This window comes from Paenibacillus nanensis, assembly GCF_003583765.1.
GTDB classification, from domain to species: domain Bacteria; phylum Bacillota; class Bacilli; order Paenibacillales; family Paenibacillaceae; genus Pristimantibacillus; species Pristimantibacillus nanensis.
Genome location: NZ_QXQA01000007.1, coordinates 249,177 through 267,651, shown reverse-complemented (window position 1 = coordinate 267,651; position 18,475 = coordinate 249,177). Strand labels below are relative to the sequence as shown.

Sequence of the window (18,475 nt, the reverse complement as noted above, 5' to 3'; positions counted from 1 at the left end):
TCTTTCAGAAGCTTTGTAACAGTATTTTCAAGTAGATCAGTAAACAGATTTTCGGGTATAGTAGTCATTGAGTAGGGTCCTCCTTCGGTGACTTCAGCAATCCCGAGGATACCCTACTTTTTTGTGTGTGAAGAACCAAAACTTGGTACACAACTTATTTTACGTCATCGCGGTTCTCACAACTAGTTGCGTGTGGCGTCACTATTTGCTTGAGAGTAGCTCACTCCGGGCTTTTAGTATCGCCTAGCGTCACTATTTGCTCGAGAGTAGCTCACTCCAGACTTTTAGTATCGCGTGGCGTCACTATTTGCTCAGAACCGATGCGGTTCGCACAACTAGTTGCGCGTGGCATCACTATTTGCTCGAGAGTAGCTCGCTCCAAGCTTATAGTATCGCGTGGCGTCACTACTTGCTCAGAACCGATGCGGTTCGCACAACTAGTTGCGTATGGCGTCACTATTTGCTTGAGATCGGCTCGCTCCAAGCTTTTAGTATCGCGTGGCGTCACTACTTGCTCAGAACCGATGCGGTTCGCACAACTAGTTGCGCGTGGCGTCACTATTTGCTTGAGATCAGCTCGCTCCAAGCTATTAGTATCGCGTGGCGTCACTACTTGCTCAGAACCGATGCGGTTCGCACAACTAGTTGCGTGTGGCGTCACTATTTGCTCGAGATCAGCTCGCTCCAAGCTTTTAGTATCGCGTGGCGTCACTACTTGCTCAGAACCGATGCGGTTCGCACAACTAGTTGCGCGTGGCGTCACAATTTGCTCGAGATCAGCTCGCTCCAAGCTTTTAGTATCGCGTGGCGTCACTATTTGCCCAGAACCGATGCGATTCCAGCATCTACCGCGTCTGGCTGACCTAATTCGCTCAACAAAAAAAGCTCGTAATCCCTAGTTTTTAGGGCTTGCGAGCTTTTTTGGCATAACCAGCTTATAGCCGACGCCTCGTATGGACTCGATTTGAACGGAGTTCTGGCCGAGCTCCAGCTTCTTGCGAAGAGAGCTGACATGCACATCAACCGTACGCTGACCGCCGATGTAATCGAAGCCCCAGACGACATTCATCAGGTCGTCGCGGGTGATGACCATGCCGGGACGCTGCACGAGATACAGCAGCACCTCAAATTCCTTCGGCCGCAGCTGAATCGGTTCGCCGCCTACAACTACCTCGTATTTCTCCGGGTAGATCGACAGCTCCCCAACGGTAATCACCTTCTCGTTGGATTGAACCGGCGGCGCTTCATCCTGCTGCGTCCTTCGGAGGACGGCGGATACGCGAGCCAGCAGCTCCGCGACGCCGAATGGTTTCGTAATATAGTCGTCGGCGCCATGCTTCAGTCCTTGCACGACCTCTTCCTCCGCATTGCGGGCCGTCAGGATTATAACAGGGGTCCGGACGCCGTTCTGGCGGATGCGGTTCAGCACCTCAAAGCCGTTAAGTCCGGGCAGCATAATATCCAGAATAATTAGATCGAAATTCCGCTGCAGCGCCGCTTGTAAGCCCTCGCCGCCATGGTCGATTACTGTCGTCTCGTAGCCTTCTTGCGTCAAGTTATACGACAGCAGTCTCGCGAGCGTGGGTTCATCTTCAATAACTAGCACTTTATGCGACATATTGACCTCCAGCATAGAACCGGCAATTGCATAGCGGTTCACAATTTCCTAACCTATCACTTCTTTAGTTTACCACGGTTTCTTAAAGAATAGGTAAATCTTTTTCTGTTATTGGATGACCGGCAAATCGATCGTAAACGTCGTGCCGACGCCGACCGTGCTCGTAACCGAAAGCGTGCCTTTGTGCAGCTCCACCAAATGTTTGACGATGGAGAGACCTAGCCCCGTGCCGCCTGAGCTTCTCGAACGAGCCTTGTCCACCCGATAAAATCTTTCGAAAATGCGAGGCAAATCTTTTTTCGGGATGCCGATCCCGGTATCGCTGATTTGAATTCGGATATGGTCATGGTCAGCCGCGTGAACCTTCACCGTCACACGCCCGCCCTCCGGCGTATAATTGATCCCGTTGGACAGCAGGTTCACAAAAATTTGGCGCAGGCGGTCCTCATCCGCTTCGACGTACAGCCCCGATTCAATCTGGCTGTTTAATTGGATGTTTTTACGCTTCGCCTCCGCCTCCAGCAGCGTCACCGTCTTGTCGACGAAGCTTTCCATCTCCACTGGCGAGAACATAAGCGGTACGCGCCGGGATTCGATCTTCGACAGCTCCAAAATATCTACGATCAGACGGTTTAGCCTTTCGCTCTCATCAAATATGATTTGCAGGAAAGATCTGGCCGTCTCCTCGTCCTTCACCGCTCCGCCAAGCAGCGTCTCCGCGAAGCCCTTCACGGCGGCGATCGGCGTCTTCAGCTCATGCGAGACGTTCGCAACGAATTCGCTCCGCATCCGTTCCAATCTGCGGATCGCGGATACGTCCTGCAGCACGAGCAGCACGCCGCCGAAATCGCCAGGTCCGCTCTGGCTGATCGGAACCAAATTCAGCTCCAGCAGCCGCTCCTCCGGGAAGTAGAAGGTTATTTCCTCACGAATATGCTTTCTCGTTTCTAGCGCTTCTTGAATAATTTGGGCAAGCTCATATTGCTGCTTCGCCTCGGCGAAATGTCTGCCGACGAGCTCCCTCGCGGAGAATCCGAGCACCTCTTCTGCCCGGCGGTTCATCAGCAGAATTTGCCCTTTCGCGTCAATCATTACAACTCCGTTGATCATATTCGCGAGTACGCTTTCCAGCTGGCTCTCATTTTGCTTGATTCGCGTCATTTGGACCTGGAGACTGTCCGCCATCGCGTTGATCGCCGTGCCCAGCTCTCCGATTTCATCGTTCTTATGCACTTTGACCCTGGCTTGATAGTCCATGTTTTTAATTCGCTTCGCTACCTTCGTAATCTGCTCCAGAGGCCTTGTCATGCTCTGAGCGATGCTGTAGCTGATAAGCGCCGCAATGACAAATAAAATAAGAAGACCGATTATAAGCACCATCGTCAAACGCCCGATGCTCTGGTCAACCTCTTCGAGGCTCATCGCCATACGCAAAATATAAGGCTCCGCGCCTTCTTGAACGGTAACCGGAATGGCTACGTACACCATATTCTGATGCATCGTATCGCTTGGACGCACTGTTCGGCCGGTACCAAGCTTATACGCATCCTGCACCTCTTCGCGCATGAGGTGATTGTCCATTTTCGTCACGTCATAATCGGAGTCCCCTACAACAACGCCGTCGCTTCGAATAAAGGTCACCCTGGAGTCCGTAAATTTGCCCATCTCTTTCGCTTCCTGCGTATAGTAGGCGATCAATTCCGGCAAATCCCCGGTCTTCCATTCCATTTTGGCGGCAATCACCTTCATCTGGCGAACCATGCTGTCCTCCAGCGCGTTAATATGGTTTTCTTTGAAGGTTTGCATCATCAGCCAGCCTGCCGCAAATACGGAGACGGCTATCATCGAGATCATAATAAGCGTAAGTCTTGTCCGAAAACTGTTCATTCCGCCTCACCTCTGCAATATTTTGCGCCAAGCGGCAATTTCTTTCCTCCGTTTATCCTACATGCGCGCTGCCGCTTGCGCTAGTCTTCGATTTATTAATCTTTTGTAAAACATAATGATGAGCGGTTGCAAGCGGCTGCTGAATAAGAATCGACAGCACGACGGGTACTGCGGCAAGCGGACTGAAATAACCCATCGCAAGCACAATCCCGAGTGAAATATTGCGCATGCCTGTCGCGTACGACACCGTAATTTGCAGCTTCTCATCCCGCATAAAGGACGTCCCCGCAAAACCGAGCGCATAGCACAACGCAACGAGCGCAATAACGATCGGCACAAGCTTCACCATATCGTGCTTCAGCTGGCTCACGTAAGGCGCGATGGCGGAGGCGTTCAACGCGACAACAAGCACAAAACAGATTTTCGATACCGGGGCCGTATAAGGCTTAACTTTCTCTTGTATTTTGCCTTTCGACGCTTCATTTAAAGCGACGCCGATCACGGTAGGAATCACAATAATGATGATGAGGTCGAGTATAAGCGGCCCCGTCTCCACATCGGCGGACGAATCGAAAAACAGGTGGATGGCCGATGGAACGACAACCGGACTAATCAACGAATCCAGCACCACCATCGCAAGCATCAGTGCCACGCTGCCTCCAGACATCCCCACCCACAACACCGTCGATACGCCAAGCGGAATAATCGTAAACAGCACCAGCCCGACGACATAAGGCGAATCCGCTCCAAATATTGCGGTGCCCGCCCAGTAAGCGGCAAGGGGCGAGACGATATGCGCCAGCACAAAGGTAAGTCCCATAATGCCAGGCTTCTTCATAACGCCGCCTAACTCCTTCAAGCCGCAGCCGATCGCCATCGTCAACGTCACAAAGGCAAACAAATATGGAACGGCGTCCACCATCGGCTGCAGCGCGTTCGCAAACAAAAAGCCGAGCACCAAAGAGCTTGGAATAATGAGAAACATCCATTTCTCAAAATATCGGTTAAAAGCGAGTCCCCATTCCCGCATATACATCCCTCATTTATAAATCTAGTCTATCAATTAGCCATAACCTCTATTGTAATGTAATTTCAGATCGCCGTACATTTCATTTCCGGCCCGATTTCCTTGCCCATATGAAAAAACTGCCCCTGCAGCAGCGAAAGCCGCTAAAGGGACAGCCGATTCCATGTTCTTCTTTATTCCAGCATTACGCCTCTACGCGAATCTCAAATAAACGGGCGGTTTTGGCCGCAGGCAAACTCACCTGTAGAATGCCGGCTTCCTCGTTCCACTCCCACTCGCAACGATGCGCCTGCGCCGGGTATGCGCAGCGGACGGATAGCCGTTTGCCCTTAACCCGTTCCAGCGGCAGCTTCATTTCAGCCTGGTCGCCGGAGACGCGCCACACAGCCAAATAAATGCGGTCATCGCGATACAGCCCGTAGCTGATCCAGTCATCCTGTTGGGTCGGCAGGCCAAGCGGCCAGAACGGCAGCGCTTCGGGAATGTCGCCGCGAATCGTTTTGTAGTAATCCAGCGCTTCCTTCACCAGCTCTCTCCGGCGCGGACTGAGCTCGGCCAGATGTCCGCTCTGATGGACGCGGAGCAATAACGCGTTGACCATGTTGAAAATAACTTCCTCGTCGTCGCCCTCGCGGAGCGGATAAGACCAGACCGCCGACTGCTCCGGCGTGAGCGCTGCCGGCGAGCCTGCCGCAATCGCCGCATATTTCACATAATTCTCCTGGTCGCTGGTCGATTGAATGCTGTGGCGGCTAAGCATCGCATAGTCCATTCGCATACCGCCGCTGGAGCAGTTCTCGATCACCAAATCCGGGTAACGGGCAAATACGCCGTCCAGCCATTGCAGGTAAGCGCGGTTGTGCTGGAGCAAACCGTCGCCGAAGCTGTCCGCTTCCGTTTCCGTACCGATCCCCGCATTGATGTTGTAATCCATCTTAATATAACCGACGCCGTAATCCTCGACCAAGCGCCGTATGACTTCGTTCGCATGCGCGACAACCTTCGGATTGCGGTAATCCAGCTGATAGCGGCTGCGATCCTTAACCCGCTTGCCGTGGCGCATGAAAAACCAGCTGTCGTCCGTCTCGGCAAGCTTTGGACTGTTGATGCCCATTACCTCAAGCTCAAGCCAAAGTCCTGGAATCAGACCTTTGCCGCGAATGTAATCGAGCACATATTTGATGCCCTCCGGGAATCGTTCCTCCGAAGGGAGCCACTCGCCGACGCCGTCCCACCAATAGCCCGGCGCGTACCAGCCCGCATCGATACAGAAATATTCGCAGCCGGCCTCGGCAGCCGCATCGATCAGCGGAAGCAGCTTCTCTGTCGTTGGAGAGCCCCACAAGCAGTTCATATAGTCATTGAATATAATTCGAAGCAATCGGTTGTCGTCGTTCGGTCTCCGAATTTTCCGCCGGTAGGTCGTCAGCTGGGCGATCGCCTGCTCGAAGCCTCCCTGTACCGAACCGACCGCAAGCGGAACGGATACGAACTCCTCGCCTGGCGCGAGGCTTAACCACCAATGGTTGTCATGCTCTGTCGGACCGCTGATCAGGACGGTCAGCAGGTCCGATTGCTCGATGATTTCCCAATGCCACGAGCCGTTATGCTCGATTTGCCAGAAGAGGCTAGTTCCCGCTTCTTCATTCTCCAGCACTGCCATCGGAATGTGCTCGGCTGCCGACCAAGAGCCCGTATTGGAGCAGGAGATCCGCTTCGAGCCGCGATCAATGAGATGCGACATCCCTAGCTCGGGAAGCGTGTAGGAGCGCCATTGCAGCTCGCTCTGCCAGCCGTTATGGGCGAGGTAAAGCCGCATTTTCTCGTCGCGGTCATGCTTGCCTTCCTTATCCAGACCTGTGAGGGCGAATGAAGAGACATATTCGACCTCAGCTGCTGAATCGCCCTCATTTTTCAGGACGACCCAGCTGCGGACAGTCTGCACGCCGTCATAAAATTGAAAATGCTGCGCAGCCGTCAATCCCGACAGCTTGTCAACGAGACGAAGTTCAAGCTTGCGGCCGAGACCGTTGCGCGAATCGGAGTGCCCGTCATAAACCATACGCAGCCCCGGATAAGACGCCCGATGCGTCCGGCCGTGATATTCCTCGCGGTCCTCGCCGGTCAGCTGCAGCTCCATCAGACGGAAGCCGGATTTCCGGCTCTCCTCTACAAGAGACGAATCATACGGCGCAGCGCCGAAATGAAGAAATAAAACATCGCCGCCTTCGGTCACTTCAAATACAAGGTACAGCCCATTTTCCTCTAACGCGATTTGTTTGCTCATAAGACAATCACTTCCTCCCCCGATTATTTTTCCCTATAAAAAACTTAACTCAGCACCGCGAAAGTGCTGAGTTAAGGAGATGCCTATTCCTTTATCATTCGGCTTATTGAGCCGAGCCGAATTGCACCCATGCTTTTTGGATTTCGTCAATGACCTTGTCCTTCGAATCGCTGCCGCTTCCGATGTAAGACTGCATCAATTCGCCGAACTTTTGGTGGAACGTATCCAGAGAGTAGTTAACGGATAGGTCGCCGGACTTCTCTGTCTTCAGCGCTTCTTCCATTTGCTTCGGCATGTCCAGATCAGGAAGCGGAGCGTCCTTGATCGGAGGAATTACCTTCGCCACGCTGGAGAACCAATTTTTACCGTAATCCGAAGTATACAGCCAGTTGAAGAATTCGATCGTTTCAGCCGCTACTTTGGAATCTTTGTTAATGCGAAGCGCTTGATCGGCGCCAGTTACGAGCAGAGCTTGCTCCGCTTTTTCGCTGACAGGGTAACCTACGATGCCGATTTCGATATCCGGGTTGATCTTTTTGATCGCTTCTTCGTCCCATGCGCCTTTACCTGTCATGAACGCCGCTTTGCCGGATGCGAAGTCGCTGACTTCCGCATTGCTGTCACGCTCTAGAGGCTTGTCCGTACCATGAGCCACAGTCAAATCGATAAACTTGAAGAAGTTATCGTAGAGGACCGGATGGTCTTTGAACGTCGTTTCGCCGGCGATAAACTTGTCAACCAATTCTTTTGGCGTAATGCCAGCGTCCTCAGCTGCCGCGTTTACGAAGTTTTGGAAGATGTGCTTCCATACCCACCACTCTTTATAGGCGTTGGCGAACGGCGTAATGCCTTTCGCTTCGAGCTTCGCGACGGCATCTTCCATTTGCGACGTCGTTTTTGGAACTTCCGTAATGCCCGCTTCCTCAAGAAGCTTCTTATTGTAAACCATGTTCATCAGGTTTCCTTTAATCGGAAGACCAAGAACTCGGCCGTCGGAGGAGCTCATGTTAATTTTCACCGCGTCAGTCATTGCTGCCGCTAGCGGCTCATCCGTCAAATCCGCGCTGTATTCCGCGAATGTGTCAATATCTCCGCCCGCAGTCGTTTGGAATACGTCCGGCGTGCTGCCGGCAGCGATTCTCGACTTCAATACGGTGTTGTAGTCCGCTTGCATAATTTCAAGATTGATCGTGACGTTTGGTTTTACTTTTTTGTACTCCGCGATATAAGCGTTGAATGCGTCCGTGTATTCCGGCGAAGCCGTGAACATGTTGATCGTTACCGGAGCATCGGCAGCTTTTCCGCCATTAGCGGCGCCCTCATTGCCTGCGTTATTGTTTGAACCGCAAGCTGACAATACGCCGGCAGCCAGAACAATACTTGCAGAAAGAGCGAGTAGTTTCTTTTTCATGGTAGTGCCCCCATTTCCTATTTGTGAGTGGTTCATGGTGTCATTGTAAAGAAAAAGAAGCAGGATAAGAATGCACATAAGTGAATAGTTAAGGGTAAAAAAGTGTAATCCTTCAGCAGTTCACATTTATCCCTTTGTTACCCCCGCGCGGTATTCGGTTGGACTCACGGAATAATAATTGCGGAACGCTTTGCTGAAATAGTTTTTATCCTTATAGCCCAGCATCTCGGAAATATCCTGAATCTTTAGGGAAGAGTCGTCGAGCAACTCCTTCGCCTTGTCCATTCTGACCTTCTGCACATATTCATGAATACCGAAGCCGAACTGCTGTTTGAACAGCTTCATTAAGTATTCCCGGCTAAGAAAATACTTGTCGGCGAACAAAGATATTTTGATATCTTCAAAATAATGATTATCGATATAGGATTTAATATCGCCTACATCAAAAGGCTGATTGGCCGTCTGCGCTTTCCTAATTTCCCCGCTGTAGAAATCCAAAATTCGGTGAAGCAGCTCCTCGTATTGCTCCAATGAAGCAAAATCCATAGCGATACCGAACAAGCGAAGATCCTGCTCACCGCGCATCGGCAGCCTCTCCGGCGCCGCTCCGAGCTCAAGCGCCATGTCGTTCAGCAAGATGACGATTTCGCGCAGCAGACGGTCGGCATCGCCGATGCTCAATCCTTCCGAAGCATTCCACCTGTTTACGAATTCGCTCAATATCGTCTTTGCGTTTTGCGGGGTGCCGCTCTCAAGCGCGCTTCGCAGAATCGGGATGCGGCTGGTCAGCGATTGGCTGTCCTTGAGCGTGGCGGATTTAACCGCTGCGGCCGTCACCGCCGAACCTTTCAGCTTCGAGAGCTCGACGCCGCTAATGCTCGATTTCGCCGCCTCGTATGAATCCGCGATCTGCATAGCGTCCGCATGGCTTGAACCGATGCCAACGATGGCTTGAATACCGAAGAGCTCTTCAAGCATGGATGCCGCTTTTTTCATGTGATGCATGGAACGAAAGGCGATGTCCTCCGCATAGCCGCCTTTCACTGTCAATATGGCGATCACTTCCCGCTCCTGCTTCGGGCTTGCGAAGCTGAAGGCGTTAAAGTAATCGCCCGCGATTTCATCGATGACATTCGCCACTGCAAAATTCAGCAAATCGGCATCCTCATGGAACCGGTCTTTCCGAATCCGCTCCATGTTCAGCATCCGCAGCACAACGGCTGTAAACCGGTTGCCGGGGTCTTCCGCTCCGATTAGAGGAAGGAACGCTTCGTTCGTTTGGCTTTTAAAGCTGCGTTCGATAATGGACAGATACACCTTTTCTTTCAAACGCGGAAGCGACATATTCAATGTAATATTGCGATTAATGAACTCGCTTTCCTGCCGGCGCTTCGCGTCCAGCACATCAATCGCCTTGCGGAGGGCCTGATTGAGGTCGGAACGGTTTACCGGCTTCAGCAAATAATCCACAACCTTGGATCGAATGGCTTGTCGCGTATATTCGAAATCGTTGAAGCCGCTAATGACGATCGTCAGCAGATCCGGATAATCGCGCTCGATGATTTGGAGCAGCTCCATGCCGTTCATTTCAGGCATCTTCATATCGATCATCGCCAGATCGATCTTGTGCGAGGCCAGCATGTCGAGTCCCGATTTGCCGTCTGTCGCCTCCAGCACTTCTTCTATCCCTAAACCTTTCCAGTCGCCTAATATGCGAATCGCTTCGCGCAGCGGCTCCTCATCATCAATGATGAGCACCCTATACATGGCTCACGCCTCCCCGAGGTAATAACATTTCCAATTCCGTGCCCGACGGATCGGATCTTATGATCAGATCCGCTTTTTCATAAAGCAGCTTCAAGCGCGTATATAAATTGACAAGCCCGATGCTCTCATCCTGGCTTAACCGGTCCTCCCATTCGCTCTGGAACGATCTTTTTACCTGCTCCAGCCTCTCCGGCGTAAAGCCCGGACCATTATCCGCTACCGTAATGACCGCATAGTCTCCCGACAGCCTTGCGCGAATTTGAATCGTAACGGTCGCGGACACCTTCTCCAGCGCATGCTTGATGACGTTCTCCACCAGCGTCTGGATGGACAGCTTCGGAATTTCCAGCTCCTTGAGGGACTCCTCCCAATCGTAAGTCACTTGGAGCCGGCTGCCGAACCGGGCTTTCTGAAGCGTCAAATAATGGTCGATATGTTTGAGTTCTTCCCTAGCGACTACAATATCTTTGCCGCTGATGCAATAACGCAGCGTTAAAGCCATAGCGTCAACCATATCGGCAATGTCGAACCGTTCATATTTTAACGCTTTCGTCGAGATGGCTTGCAGCGCGTTATATAAGAAATGCGGATTGATTTCGGCTTCGAGCGCTTTTAGGATCGCATTTTTTTCAACGAGCTTCATTTTGTAACGCTCGTTAATCAGGTCATTGGTTCTGCGCACCATCTGATTGAAATGCCGGGACAAAGAGGCAAGCTCATCCTGCCCCGTCACCTCAGCCTCCGCATCGAAGTCTCCGGCGCTGAACCGATTCATTTGATGAGCCAGCTTCTTGAGCGGCTTCGTGATGGCGGTAGAGAAGTAGCTGACCAGCATAACGGCAAGCAGCAAAAACAGAAAGCCGATCGTAAAGCTGATATTTCTTGTCGTTGTAGCCGCCTCGTAAATTTGCTTATACGGAATCGGCTTCACCAGCTTCCAGCCCTCAAGCTCGCCGACATTATAGACGACCAGATACTTTTGATCCGGCGCCGACCACGTGAAGCGCCCTTCGGTGCTTGCCCCCAGCTTCCCGGTCACATCCGAAGCTGCCCATTGCTCCATAATGGCAGGGTTGTCCGCAAAAAAGAGCTCATTATCCGGACTGAGAAACAACAGGTGCTGACCTTCGCTGACGGGGGTATCCTTCATAATTTCATTTTTTTCCGTGTCGTTGAAATAAAAAGACAGCATAGCCTGCGGCTCGCGGGACACGATCGACCGTAGCACTCGGTGATAAGCCATAAAGCTGGCTTCCGGGTCAATGTTATAACCGGCCAATTCCGGGCTTGGCTGGGCGAATGATTGATAAGAGCGGTTGAATGGGCTGGTCATCGCCTTCTTATACCAGGGGAGATCCTCGATATCCGCGTCATATCCGGTACGCAACGTAATATTATAGTTTTCCTTCGTGAGCGCATAATATTTCTTCTCTTTCACGATGTACAAATAAATAGCCTCCAAGTCATGACGGGAATAATACAGCTCTCGCAAATAATCTTCGACATACATTTTTGAGGCGTATTCTTCCGACTCATGGCTGATGGCATAAACGATCTCGTCATAATGGATTTGCGGGAGAGACAGCAGCTCCATCTCTTTCAAATATTCTTCCATGTTCTGATTGACGAGCTGCAGGTTATTCGAAGTGCTCTCAATGCTGCTGCTGACGGATTCCTTCTGCAGCATCTGGTACGAAATATAAGTCAGCGACCCGACGACAAGAATAATAATGGTCGTGAACAGCAGAATCAGCTTGTTCACGAGCCTCCTCGACACGCGCTCCTTGAGGACGGACGCCGCTTTTTTTGCTTGATGCAGAATGAAGCTCACTCTCCTTCAAATATCCCTTTCGGTTCACCTTTTTACCCCTAACTGTTTTGTTAAATCCATTTTTGAGCGGGGAAGGCTGTCTTATAATATACACATTATAGCGGAAACTGATTGGTTGTGTAGTCGGACAAACAAGGGGTCCTAGCACAAAAAGCGATGAAAGAGGTGCTTCGATGTTTAAATCATTAGGGAGAAAGTGGAGCGATAAGCTCGAATTCGGCTTTTTCACATTGCCGGTAATTATTTGTATCGCCGTCGCGTTCTATATCCCGTTCGCAATGACGATTCGATATTCCATGACGAAGTGGAACGGTCTTTCCAAGCATCCGACCTTTGTCGGACTTGATAACTTCAAGCAAATTTTTATGAGCGACTCGAACTTTGCGACATCCGCATGGTTTACGATTAAATATGCGATTCTGTATATCGTCATTGTGAACGTGCTAGCCATACTTCTGGCTGTCTTGCTTGATATGAAGCTCAAAACGACTTCTTGGCTGCGGGCCGCATTTTTTATCCCGTACATCCTCAGCCTTGTTATTGTCGGCTTCATCTGGAAATTCATCTTCATGCAAGGCTTTGAATCGCTATCCGCAAGCACCGGCTGGGGGATATTCGATTGGAGCTGGCTCGGTGAACCGGGACTCGCCTTTATCTCGATTCTGCTCGTCTCGATCTGGCAATCGATCGGTTTCTACCTTGTCATTTATATTGCCGGCTTGCAATCGGTGCCGGACGATTTGAAGGAAGCCGCCGTAGTAGACGGCGCAGGTCCGATCAGACGCTTCTTCAGTATTACGCTGCCTCTGCTGGCGCCTTCGATTACGATCTCGGTATTCATGGCGCTGACGAACTCCATTAAGGTGTTCGACGTGATCTTGTCGCTGACAGGCGGCGGACCGGGCGGCACGACTTACAGTATCGCCTATGACATTTACAGAGACACGTTCCAGAACTACCTTTACGGCTATGGAACGGCGAAAGCGCTCATCCTGTTCGTTGCGGTACTGATCGTGACAATCATTCAGTTGACGCTCTTTAAGCGCAGGGAGGTTGAGGCTTAAATGGTTACACGCAGCAAAAATAAAGCAGGACGTATCGTACTCGAAATCGTTATGGTGCTATTGTCGCTCCTGTTCCTATATCCGCTGTTCCTGGCGATTAACAACTCGCTTAAGAGCTTTGGCGAGGTCATGACCGATGTCATCGCGCTGCCGAAGCAGCTTGTATTCGAGAATTATTCGTACGTATGGTCGTTTATCAACTATCCGAAGCTGTTCTTGAACAACTTTATCATTACCGGGTTGGGACTTGTCGGTATCATTCTCGTCTCTTCCATCGCTGCCTACAAGCTGGCGCGGACCAAAACTCGCTGGAGCGCAGTGCTGTATATACTCTGTATTATGCCGATGCTGATTCCGTTCCAATCGATCATGCTGACGGTGCTGCAGGTGGCGAAGAATTTGAACCTGTCCGAGAGCACCTGGGGTCTTGGCCTGCTGTACTGGGGCTTTGGCGCTCCGCTTGCGGTGTTTATCTACCACGGCTTTGTAAAGGGGATTCCGAAGGAAATCGACGAAAGCGCGACGATCGACGGCGCTTCCGGCTTCAAGCTCTTTTTCCTGGTTATCTTCCCGCTCCTTAAGTCGGTGACGACAACCATCATTATTATCGACGTCATGTGGATCTGGAACGACTTCCTGCTGCCTCTCCTTATGGTGAACGGTTCGCCGGATACGAAGACCTTGACGCTCGCCGCGTACACCTTCGTCGGACAATATACGTCCGATTGGCAATACGCGATGACCGCGATGGTGATGGCTGTGCTTCCATCGATCGTTGTGTTTATCTTCTTGCAGAAGTACATTGTCAAAGGCGTTGTCGCCGGCGCGGTGAAAGGATAATTAGAAATCGTGGAGAGCTGTCCAATTCGGCCTAACTGGCCTTGGGCAGCTTTTTTTATAGACCGGATTTACAGGGTTTCCCCCAACTGGCGTCGAATGATAGAGACTTGCAGACTATCATCTTTGCTGGAGGGTAACGAATGAAAATCGAGCGGCTCATTTCGATGATTTATATGCTGCTGAACAACGAGGTCGTCTCCGCCTCGGATCTCGCCGCCAAATATCAAGTTTCGCAGCGAACGATCTACCGCGACATCGATACGATCTGCGCCGCAGGCATTCCGGTCGTCTCCTATCAAGGCGTCAATGGCGGGTATGGCATCATGGAGACGTACAAAATGGATAAAAGCCTGCTGAACGCGTTCGACATCGAGACGATTCTGACGATGCTCAAAGGACTGTCGGGCGTATTTGTCGACGAACAGACGATGGAGACGGTCCGCAAATTGCAGACCATCCAGCCGGAAGGGCCGCAAGCGGGCATGGCGCTCGATATCGGCAGCCGCTGGTCGTCGAAGGAGACGCTCCGTCTGCTGAAATCGGCGATTAAAACGCGTAAAGTCGTTTCCATGGAATATATAAGCATAAAAAATGAACGTTCATGCCGAACGGTTGAGCCTGTGTGCCTCATCTACAAAAACAATACTTGGTATCTATACGCCTACTGCCGCAGCAGGCGAGATTACCGGGAATTCCGGCTCTCCCGCATGGACAACGTACAGTCGCTTCAGGAGCAGTTCCATGCGCAGCATGCGATGCCCGACCAGCAGCCTGACGCCTATAAACGGACAAACAGCGAAGCAGCCTTTGACGCGACGATTCGCTTCTCTCCACGCTCTCTCGCCAGAGCGCTTGATTTCTTCAACGGGCGGGAGAATGAGAAGCGCTTCAATTCCGACGGATCGTTGACCCTTACGTTGAAGCTAAGCTCGAAGGATGAAATCCGGTGGCTGATGCCGATTATTCTCAGCTTCGGCGAAGAAGCGGAGCTGGAAGGCCCGGCGGAATGGCGCACCCAAATGAAGACCGTTGTCCATCAAATCCTTGCCAAATACGAATAAACAGCATGGGAGGGCCGGCATACCTGTGCCGGTCCTCCCTAGCTTAATCATCATTTATCCCCTGCCTTAATGCGCAGCGGTGTGCGCTTCGAGCTCCGCCTTAGGGTCGTGCTTCGCGCCGCTCATCCGCCATGCAGCTGCTAAGGCCAGAACCGCTGGTATAATCCCCCAAGCGAATATAGACGCAATCGAATCGGCCAGCCCGGACGTCACGAGCGATAACGCGTTATCCGGAATTAACATTCTCGTCTCCGGCGTCATCAACATATAGGGATCCTTCACGTCGAGGCCATCCGGCGCGGCGATCCCGTTCGCCGCAAACGAATCCGACAAATTGTTCGTCATCCCGTGGCTCTGCAGAATGCCGAAAATCGTAATGCCAAGCGTCATGCCGAGCGAACGCAGAAAATTTAACGTCGCGTTAGCCGATCCCCGCCGTGTGGCGGGAAGCGAATGAATCGCCGCATTCGTCAGGATCGAGAACGAAGAGCCGATGCCAAGGCCAACCAATATCATGTAAAGCGTAATAACAAGGCGCGGCGTCTCGGGTTGAATCGTAGTGAGCAAGCCAATGCCGATGACAAGCAGCGAGAGCGTCGTAACCAAGATGGAGCGGTAAGAAAACCGGTTCATAAGGAAACCGCTGGATGTTGCCGAAACGACGGTGCCAAGCATCATAGGCAGCAGGACGAGGCCGGAATTCGTCGCCGTTCCTCCAAGCACGCCTTGCATGAAGATCGGGATGTAGACGGATGCGGTTATGTAAGCCGCACCGCTAAGAATGGCGACCAGATTGCTGGATGCGAACAGCCGGTCACGGAACATGCCGAACGAGATGATCGGTTCGGACGCTCGCCTCTCCGCGATAACAAAGGCAGCCGCCAACAACACAAATCCTGTAAACAAACCTAGGATCACCGGCGAACTCCATGCATACAGCTTGCCGCCGAATTCGAGCGCGAACATGAGGCAGACGACCGCGCCGACTAGCGTTACGGCACCCAGCCAATCGATGCGCAGCTTCTCTCTCGGCCTTGCTTCTTTATAATTCACGAAGATGAGCAGCAAAGCCAGCAGGCCGAGCGGAATGTTAACGTAGAATACCCACTGCCAACTAATATAGTCGGTGATGTAGGCGCCGAGCAGCGGTCCGAAAATGCTCGACAGCCCGAATACCGCGCCGAACAATCCCATCAGCTTGCCCCGGTTTTCCGGCGAGACCGCATCGAACATGATCGTGAACGAGATCGGAATAAGCGCTCCGCCTCCGATTCCTTGAATCGCCCGATAAATGCTGAGCTCCATAATCGAATCTGCCGTCCCGCACAGCGCGGAGCCGATCATAAACGTCACGATCCCGAAGACGAAAAACCGTTTTCGCCCGTACATATCGGACAGCTTGCCGAAAATCGGCATGCCCGCCATTTCCGCAATCATGTATGCGGACATGACCCAGACGAACTGGTCCATCCCGCCAAGCTCTCCGACGATCGTCCCCATGGACGTCGCCAGTATCGTGTTGTCCATCGAGGACATAAGAATCGATAGCAGAAGCCCCGCTACGATCCAAGCCGTTTTGTTTGTTTTTGCTGCCATTCAAGTAACACCCTTTCATTTGGATTAATTCCATCATAAAGGGTGAAATTTGACGGCATTATGTCAGTGATTGGAGATCAGGTCAATTTAATTTCCTATCCGGTCCGAATACCGGCGCTAACCTTGATGGAGACAACTGCTCGCTTAGACCGAAATATTCGCAAAAATTCATAATTAACGGCTTCCATTTCGAAGGTTCGATATAGTTTGGATTCCCATCCATGAGAAGGCTGTCGTCGATATGAACCTTTACGATTCGCATCTCAATGGCGACCAGGGAACTCGGATCTTCGACCGGATGCAGCGTTACAAGCTTCGCTTCCATGTGCACCGGACACTCTTTGACACGGGGCGCTACGACAAGCTGCGAGGGAAGACCGGTTAAGCCGGCGACCCCGAATTTGTCGGCTTCATGCGTATAGCCCCTCACCGCTTTGGATTCTGGTACCGGATTACGGCCCGTTATGAGAGTCAGCCGGTCGATTGCGGGTACTAAGTCTACGGATGGCAGATTAAGCACACACTCGCGCTCACGGATAATATTTTGAACGGTTTGAGACTTGCTGCTCATCCCGAGCATACACGATTTGTTGAGCCACCAGGCTGAGGACATGGGCGCTAAATTTGGGGTGCCGTTTTCGTTCATCGTACTGATCAGCACAACAGATGTGCCGAAATAAAGAATTTTGGGATCAATTATCGTATGCAACCTTAACAACTCCCTCCAATTTCCCATTAATGTTATCACAAGCATGAAGAGACTGGTAGAATATTGGAATAGGATAGCAAGATCGCAAAAAAACGCCCAGAAGGAGGATCTGATTCATCCGATGAACAACAGCCGTTTTACTCACGCTATCATCCAGATGCAATATGTATCCCGGTGGAAAGAATATTCCCCCCGGTACAAGGACAACGCGGCCAGCCACAGCTTCCGGTGCGCGGCAATCGCTATTTTGGCCGGGATTATTGAGGAGCGCGTCTATGGACGCAGCCTCGACCAATTGAAGCTGGTTGCCAGAGCGCTGCTTCACGATTTGAACGAAACCGTCACCGGTTCCATTAAATACGTTACCAAAAAAGATAAACACGTATCGGAACATATTCGAAGGCTGGAGTCTGAAGTGAGTATCGAAATTGTATCGCGGCTCTCGAAATCGCTTCAGCCGAAGTTTTACGATTACGTTGTGGAGGCCGAGGATGACAGCTATGTCGGGCAGCTTGTGCGGGGCATCGACTCCTTCGATGCCATGCTGTTCTGCAAGCGCGAGCTCGACCGCGATTCCAGCGCGATATTTGCGTCAAAATATGAGGAATTAAAGGCGACGCTCGCCGGCTCGCCTTGCGAATCGATCGGGTGGCTCCTAGAGCACTCGGAGCGGGACGACGGGGTTATGCAATTTCTGCAGCATATTCTGAATCTCGATTTAATTGAACGATGGGGCGGGAGCTTCAATCTCATTCCCGATAACGACGCGACCCATTCGTTCCGCGTCGCCGCCATGTCCTTGTTCAACGGACTTCTTGAAGCGGAACGCTTCGGGCGCAAAGATATCGATCTCTACCGCCTGCTCGGCAAATCGGTGATGCATGACATCGTTGAAGGCGTCAGCGGCGACGTCGCGTCTCCGATTAAGAGGTCGTCGCCCGCCATACGGGAGGCGTTCGAGCACTACGAGCAGGAGGTCGCCAGGCAGATGGTGATGAAGCTCCCAGCATTTTTCCATGAGACGCTGACAGACTTCCTCGTCCATTCGAAGGACGATACGTATGAAGGCGAGCTTGTCGATATCGCGGATAAAATCGACGCCCTGATAAAAAGCAATCTGGAAATGCGCAACAATCCGCATTACGGCGAAAAGTACTATCAGCAGCTCGTCCATATCCAGCACAGCTACGAAAATCCATGCGTCATTTTTTTCCTGGCCTACATTTTGCATGATTTGACTTACGATCACTTTGTGAAATAGAACTTTACGCTGGCTCAAGAAGCTGCAATAAATGAAATAGCGACATGAATGCACCTATTTTTCTGTTACGGCTGCTTGATGATCCATTAAGGACAAATGTGCACTTATTTTGAAAC

13 protein-coding genes are annotated in these 18,475 nt (G+C 51.6%); 4 read left to right on the top strand and 9 right to left on the bottom strand.

Annotation, left to right across the window (positions count from 1 at the left end):
- Positions 1–895 precede the first annotated feature (895 nt).
- The 7 genes from D3P08_RS13555 to D3P08_RS13525 form a co-directional block, all read right to left on the bottom strand.
- Positions 896–1,618 carry a response regulator transcription factor gene (locus D3P08_RS13555; RefSeq protein WP_119600220.1) on the bottom strand — a complete coding sequence of 241 codons (723 nt, stop codon included), beginning with the start codon at positions 1,616–1,618 and terminating at the stop codon, positions 896–898.
- Positions 1,619–1,726: 108 nt separating this feature from the next.
- Positions 1,727–3,505, bottom strand: coding sequence for a two-component system histidine kinase PnpS (gene pnpS / locus D3P08_RS13550; RefSeq protein ID WP_119600219.1), 1,779 nt, complete (start codon positions 3,503–3,505; stop codon positions 1,727–1,729).
- Between the two features lie 52 nt (positions 3,506–3,557).
- Positions 3,558–4,535 carry a bile acid:sodium symporter family protein gene (locus D3P08_RS13545; protein WP_119600218.1) on the bottom strand — a complete coding sequence of 326 codons (978 nt, stop codon included), beginning with the start codon at positions 4,533–4,535 and terminating at the stop codon, positions 3,558–3,560.
- A gap of 181 nt (positions 4,536–4,716) precedes the next feature.
- Positions 4,717–6,819, bottom strand: coding sequence for a glycoside hydrolase family 36 protein (locus D3P08_RS13540; RefSeq protein WP_119600217.1), 2,103 nt, complete (start codon positions 6,817–6,819; stop codon positions 4,717–4,719).
- A 103-nt stretch (positions 6,820–6,922) separates the two neighbouring features.
- Complete coding sequence (locus tag D3P08_RS13535; RefSeq protein WP_119600216.1) at positions 6,923–8,230, bottom strand: ABC transporter substrate-binding protein; 1,308 nt, start codon at positions 8,228–8,230, stop codon at positions 6,923–6,925.
- A gap of 126 nt (positions 8,231–8,356) precedes the next feature.
- A complete protein-coding gene (locus D3P08_RS13530) occupies positions 8,357–9,997 on the bottom strand; it encodes a response regulator (protein ID WP_119600215.1) in 1,641 nt (546 codons plus the stop codon).
- Complete coding sequence (locus tag D3P08_RS13525; RefSeq protein ID WP_240647500.1) at positions 9,990–11,819, bottom strand: sensor histidine kinase; 1,830 nt, start codon at positions 11,817–11,819, stop codon at positions 9,990–9,992. The genes D3P08_RS13530 and D3P08_RS13525 overlap by 8 nt, the downstream gene beginning before the upstream one ends.
- 182 nt (positions 11,820–12,001) lie before the next feature.
- On the opposite strand from D3P08_RS13525, the gene D3P08_RS13520 reads away from it, so the two are divergent.
- From D3P08_RS13520 to D3P08_RS13510, 3 genes are all read left to right on the top strand, one after another.
- Positions 12,002–12,892, top strand: a complete 891-nt coding sequence (locus D3P08_RS13520; RefSeq protein ID WP_119600214.1) for a carbohydrate ABC transporter permease — start codon at positions 12,002–12,004, stop codon at positions 12,890–12,892.
- Positions 12,893–13,732 carry a carbohydrate ABC transporter permease gene (locus D3P08_RS13515; protein ID WP_119600213.1) on the top strand — a complete coding sequence of 280 codons (840 nt, stop codon included), beginning with the start codon at positions 12,893–12,895 and terminating at the stop codon, positions 13,730–13,732.
- A gap of 140 nt (positions 13,733–13,872) precedes the next feature.
- Positions 13,873–14,793, top strand: a complete 921-nt coding sequence (locus D3P08_RS13510; protein WP_119600212.1) for a helix-turn-helix transcriptional regulator — start codon at positions 13,873–13,875, stop codon at positions 14,791–14,793.
- Between the two features lie 66 nt (positions 14,794–14,859).
- On the opposite strand, the gene D3P08_RS13505 is transcribed toward D3P08_RS13510, so the two are convergent.
- Together D3P08_RS13505 and D3P08_RS13500 are read right to left on the bottom strand one after the other, a co-directional pair.
- Positions 14,860–16,389, bottom strand: a complete 1,530-nt coding sequence (locus tag D3P08_RS13505) for an MDR family MFS transporter (RefSeq protein WP_119600211.1) — start codon at positions 16,387–16,389, stop codon at positions 14,860–14,862.
- 82 nt (positions 16,390–16,471) lie between these two features.
- The gene (locus tag D3P08_RS13500; RefSeq protein WP_119600210.1) at positions 16,472–17,098 is read right to left on the bottom strand and encodes a flavin reductase family protein; all 627 of its coding nucleotides are present in this window, start codon (positions 17,096–17,098) and stop codon (positions 16,472–16,474) included.
- Between the two features lie 121 nt (positions 17,099–17,219).
- On the opposite strand from D3P08_RS13500, the gene D3P08_RS13495 reads away from it, so the two are divergent.
- The gene (locus D3P08_RS13495) at positions 17,220–18,359 is read left to right on the top strand and encodes a YfbR-like 5'-deoxynucleotidase (RefSeq protein ID WP_162848469.1); all 1,140 of its coding nucleotides are present in this window, start codon (positions 17,220–17,222) and stop codon (positions 18,357–18,359) included.
- Positions 18,360–18,475 lie beyond the last annotated feature (116 nt).

Excerpts from the sequence above, each read along its gene's own strand:
- D3P08_RS13555 (WP_119600220.1), bottom strand. The coding sequence starts at position 1,618 with ATGTCGCATAAAGTGCTAGTTATTGAAGATGAACCCACGCTCGCGAGA.
- pnpS (WP_119600219.1), bottom strand. The coding sequence starts at position 3,505 with ATGAACAGTTTTCGGACAAGACTTACGCTTATTATGATCTCGATGATA.
- D3P08_RS13545 (WP_119600218.1), bottom strand. The coding sequence starts at position 4,535 with ATGCGGGAATGGGGACTCGCTTTTAACCGATATTTTGAGAAATGGATG.
- D3P08_RS13540 (WP_119600217.1), bottom strand. The coding sequence starts at position 6,819 with ATGAGCAAACAAATCGCGTTAGAGGAAAATGGGCTGTACCTTGTATTT.
- D3P08_RS13535 (WP_119600216.1), bottom strand. The coding sequence starts at position 8,230 with ATGAAAAAGAAACTACTCGCTCTTTCTGCAAGTATTGTTCTGGCTGCC.
- D3P08_RS13530 (WP_119600215.1), bottom strand. The coding sequence starts at position 9,997 with ATGTATAGGGTGCTCATCATTGATGATGAGGAGCCGCTGCGCGAAGCG.
- D3P08_RS13520 (WP_119600214.1), top strand. The coding sequence starts at position 12,002 with ATGTTTAAATCATTAGGGAGAAAGTGGAGCGATAAGCTCGAATTCGGC.
- D3P08_RS13515 (WP_119600213.1), top strand. The coding sequence starts at position 12,893 with ATGGTTACACGCAGCAAAAATAAAGCAGGACGTATCGTACTCGAAATC.
- D3P08_RS13510 (WP_119600212.1), top strand. The coding sequence starts at position 13,873 with ATGAAAATCGAGCGGCTCATTTCGATGATTTATATGCTGCTGAACAAC.
- D3P08_RS13505 (WP_119600211.1), bottom strand. The coding sequence starts at position 16,389 with ATGGCAGCAAAAACAAACAAAACGGCTTGGATCGTAGCGGGGCTTCTG.
- D3P08_RS13495 (WP_162848469.1), top strand. The coding sequence starts at position 17,220 with ATGAACAACAGCCGTTTTACTCACGCTATCATCCAGATGCAATATGTA.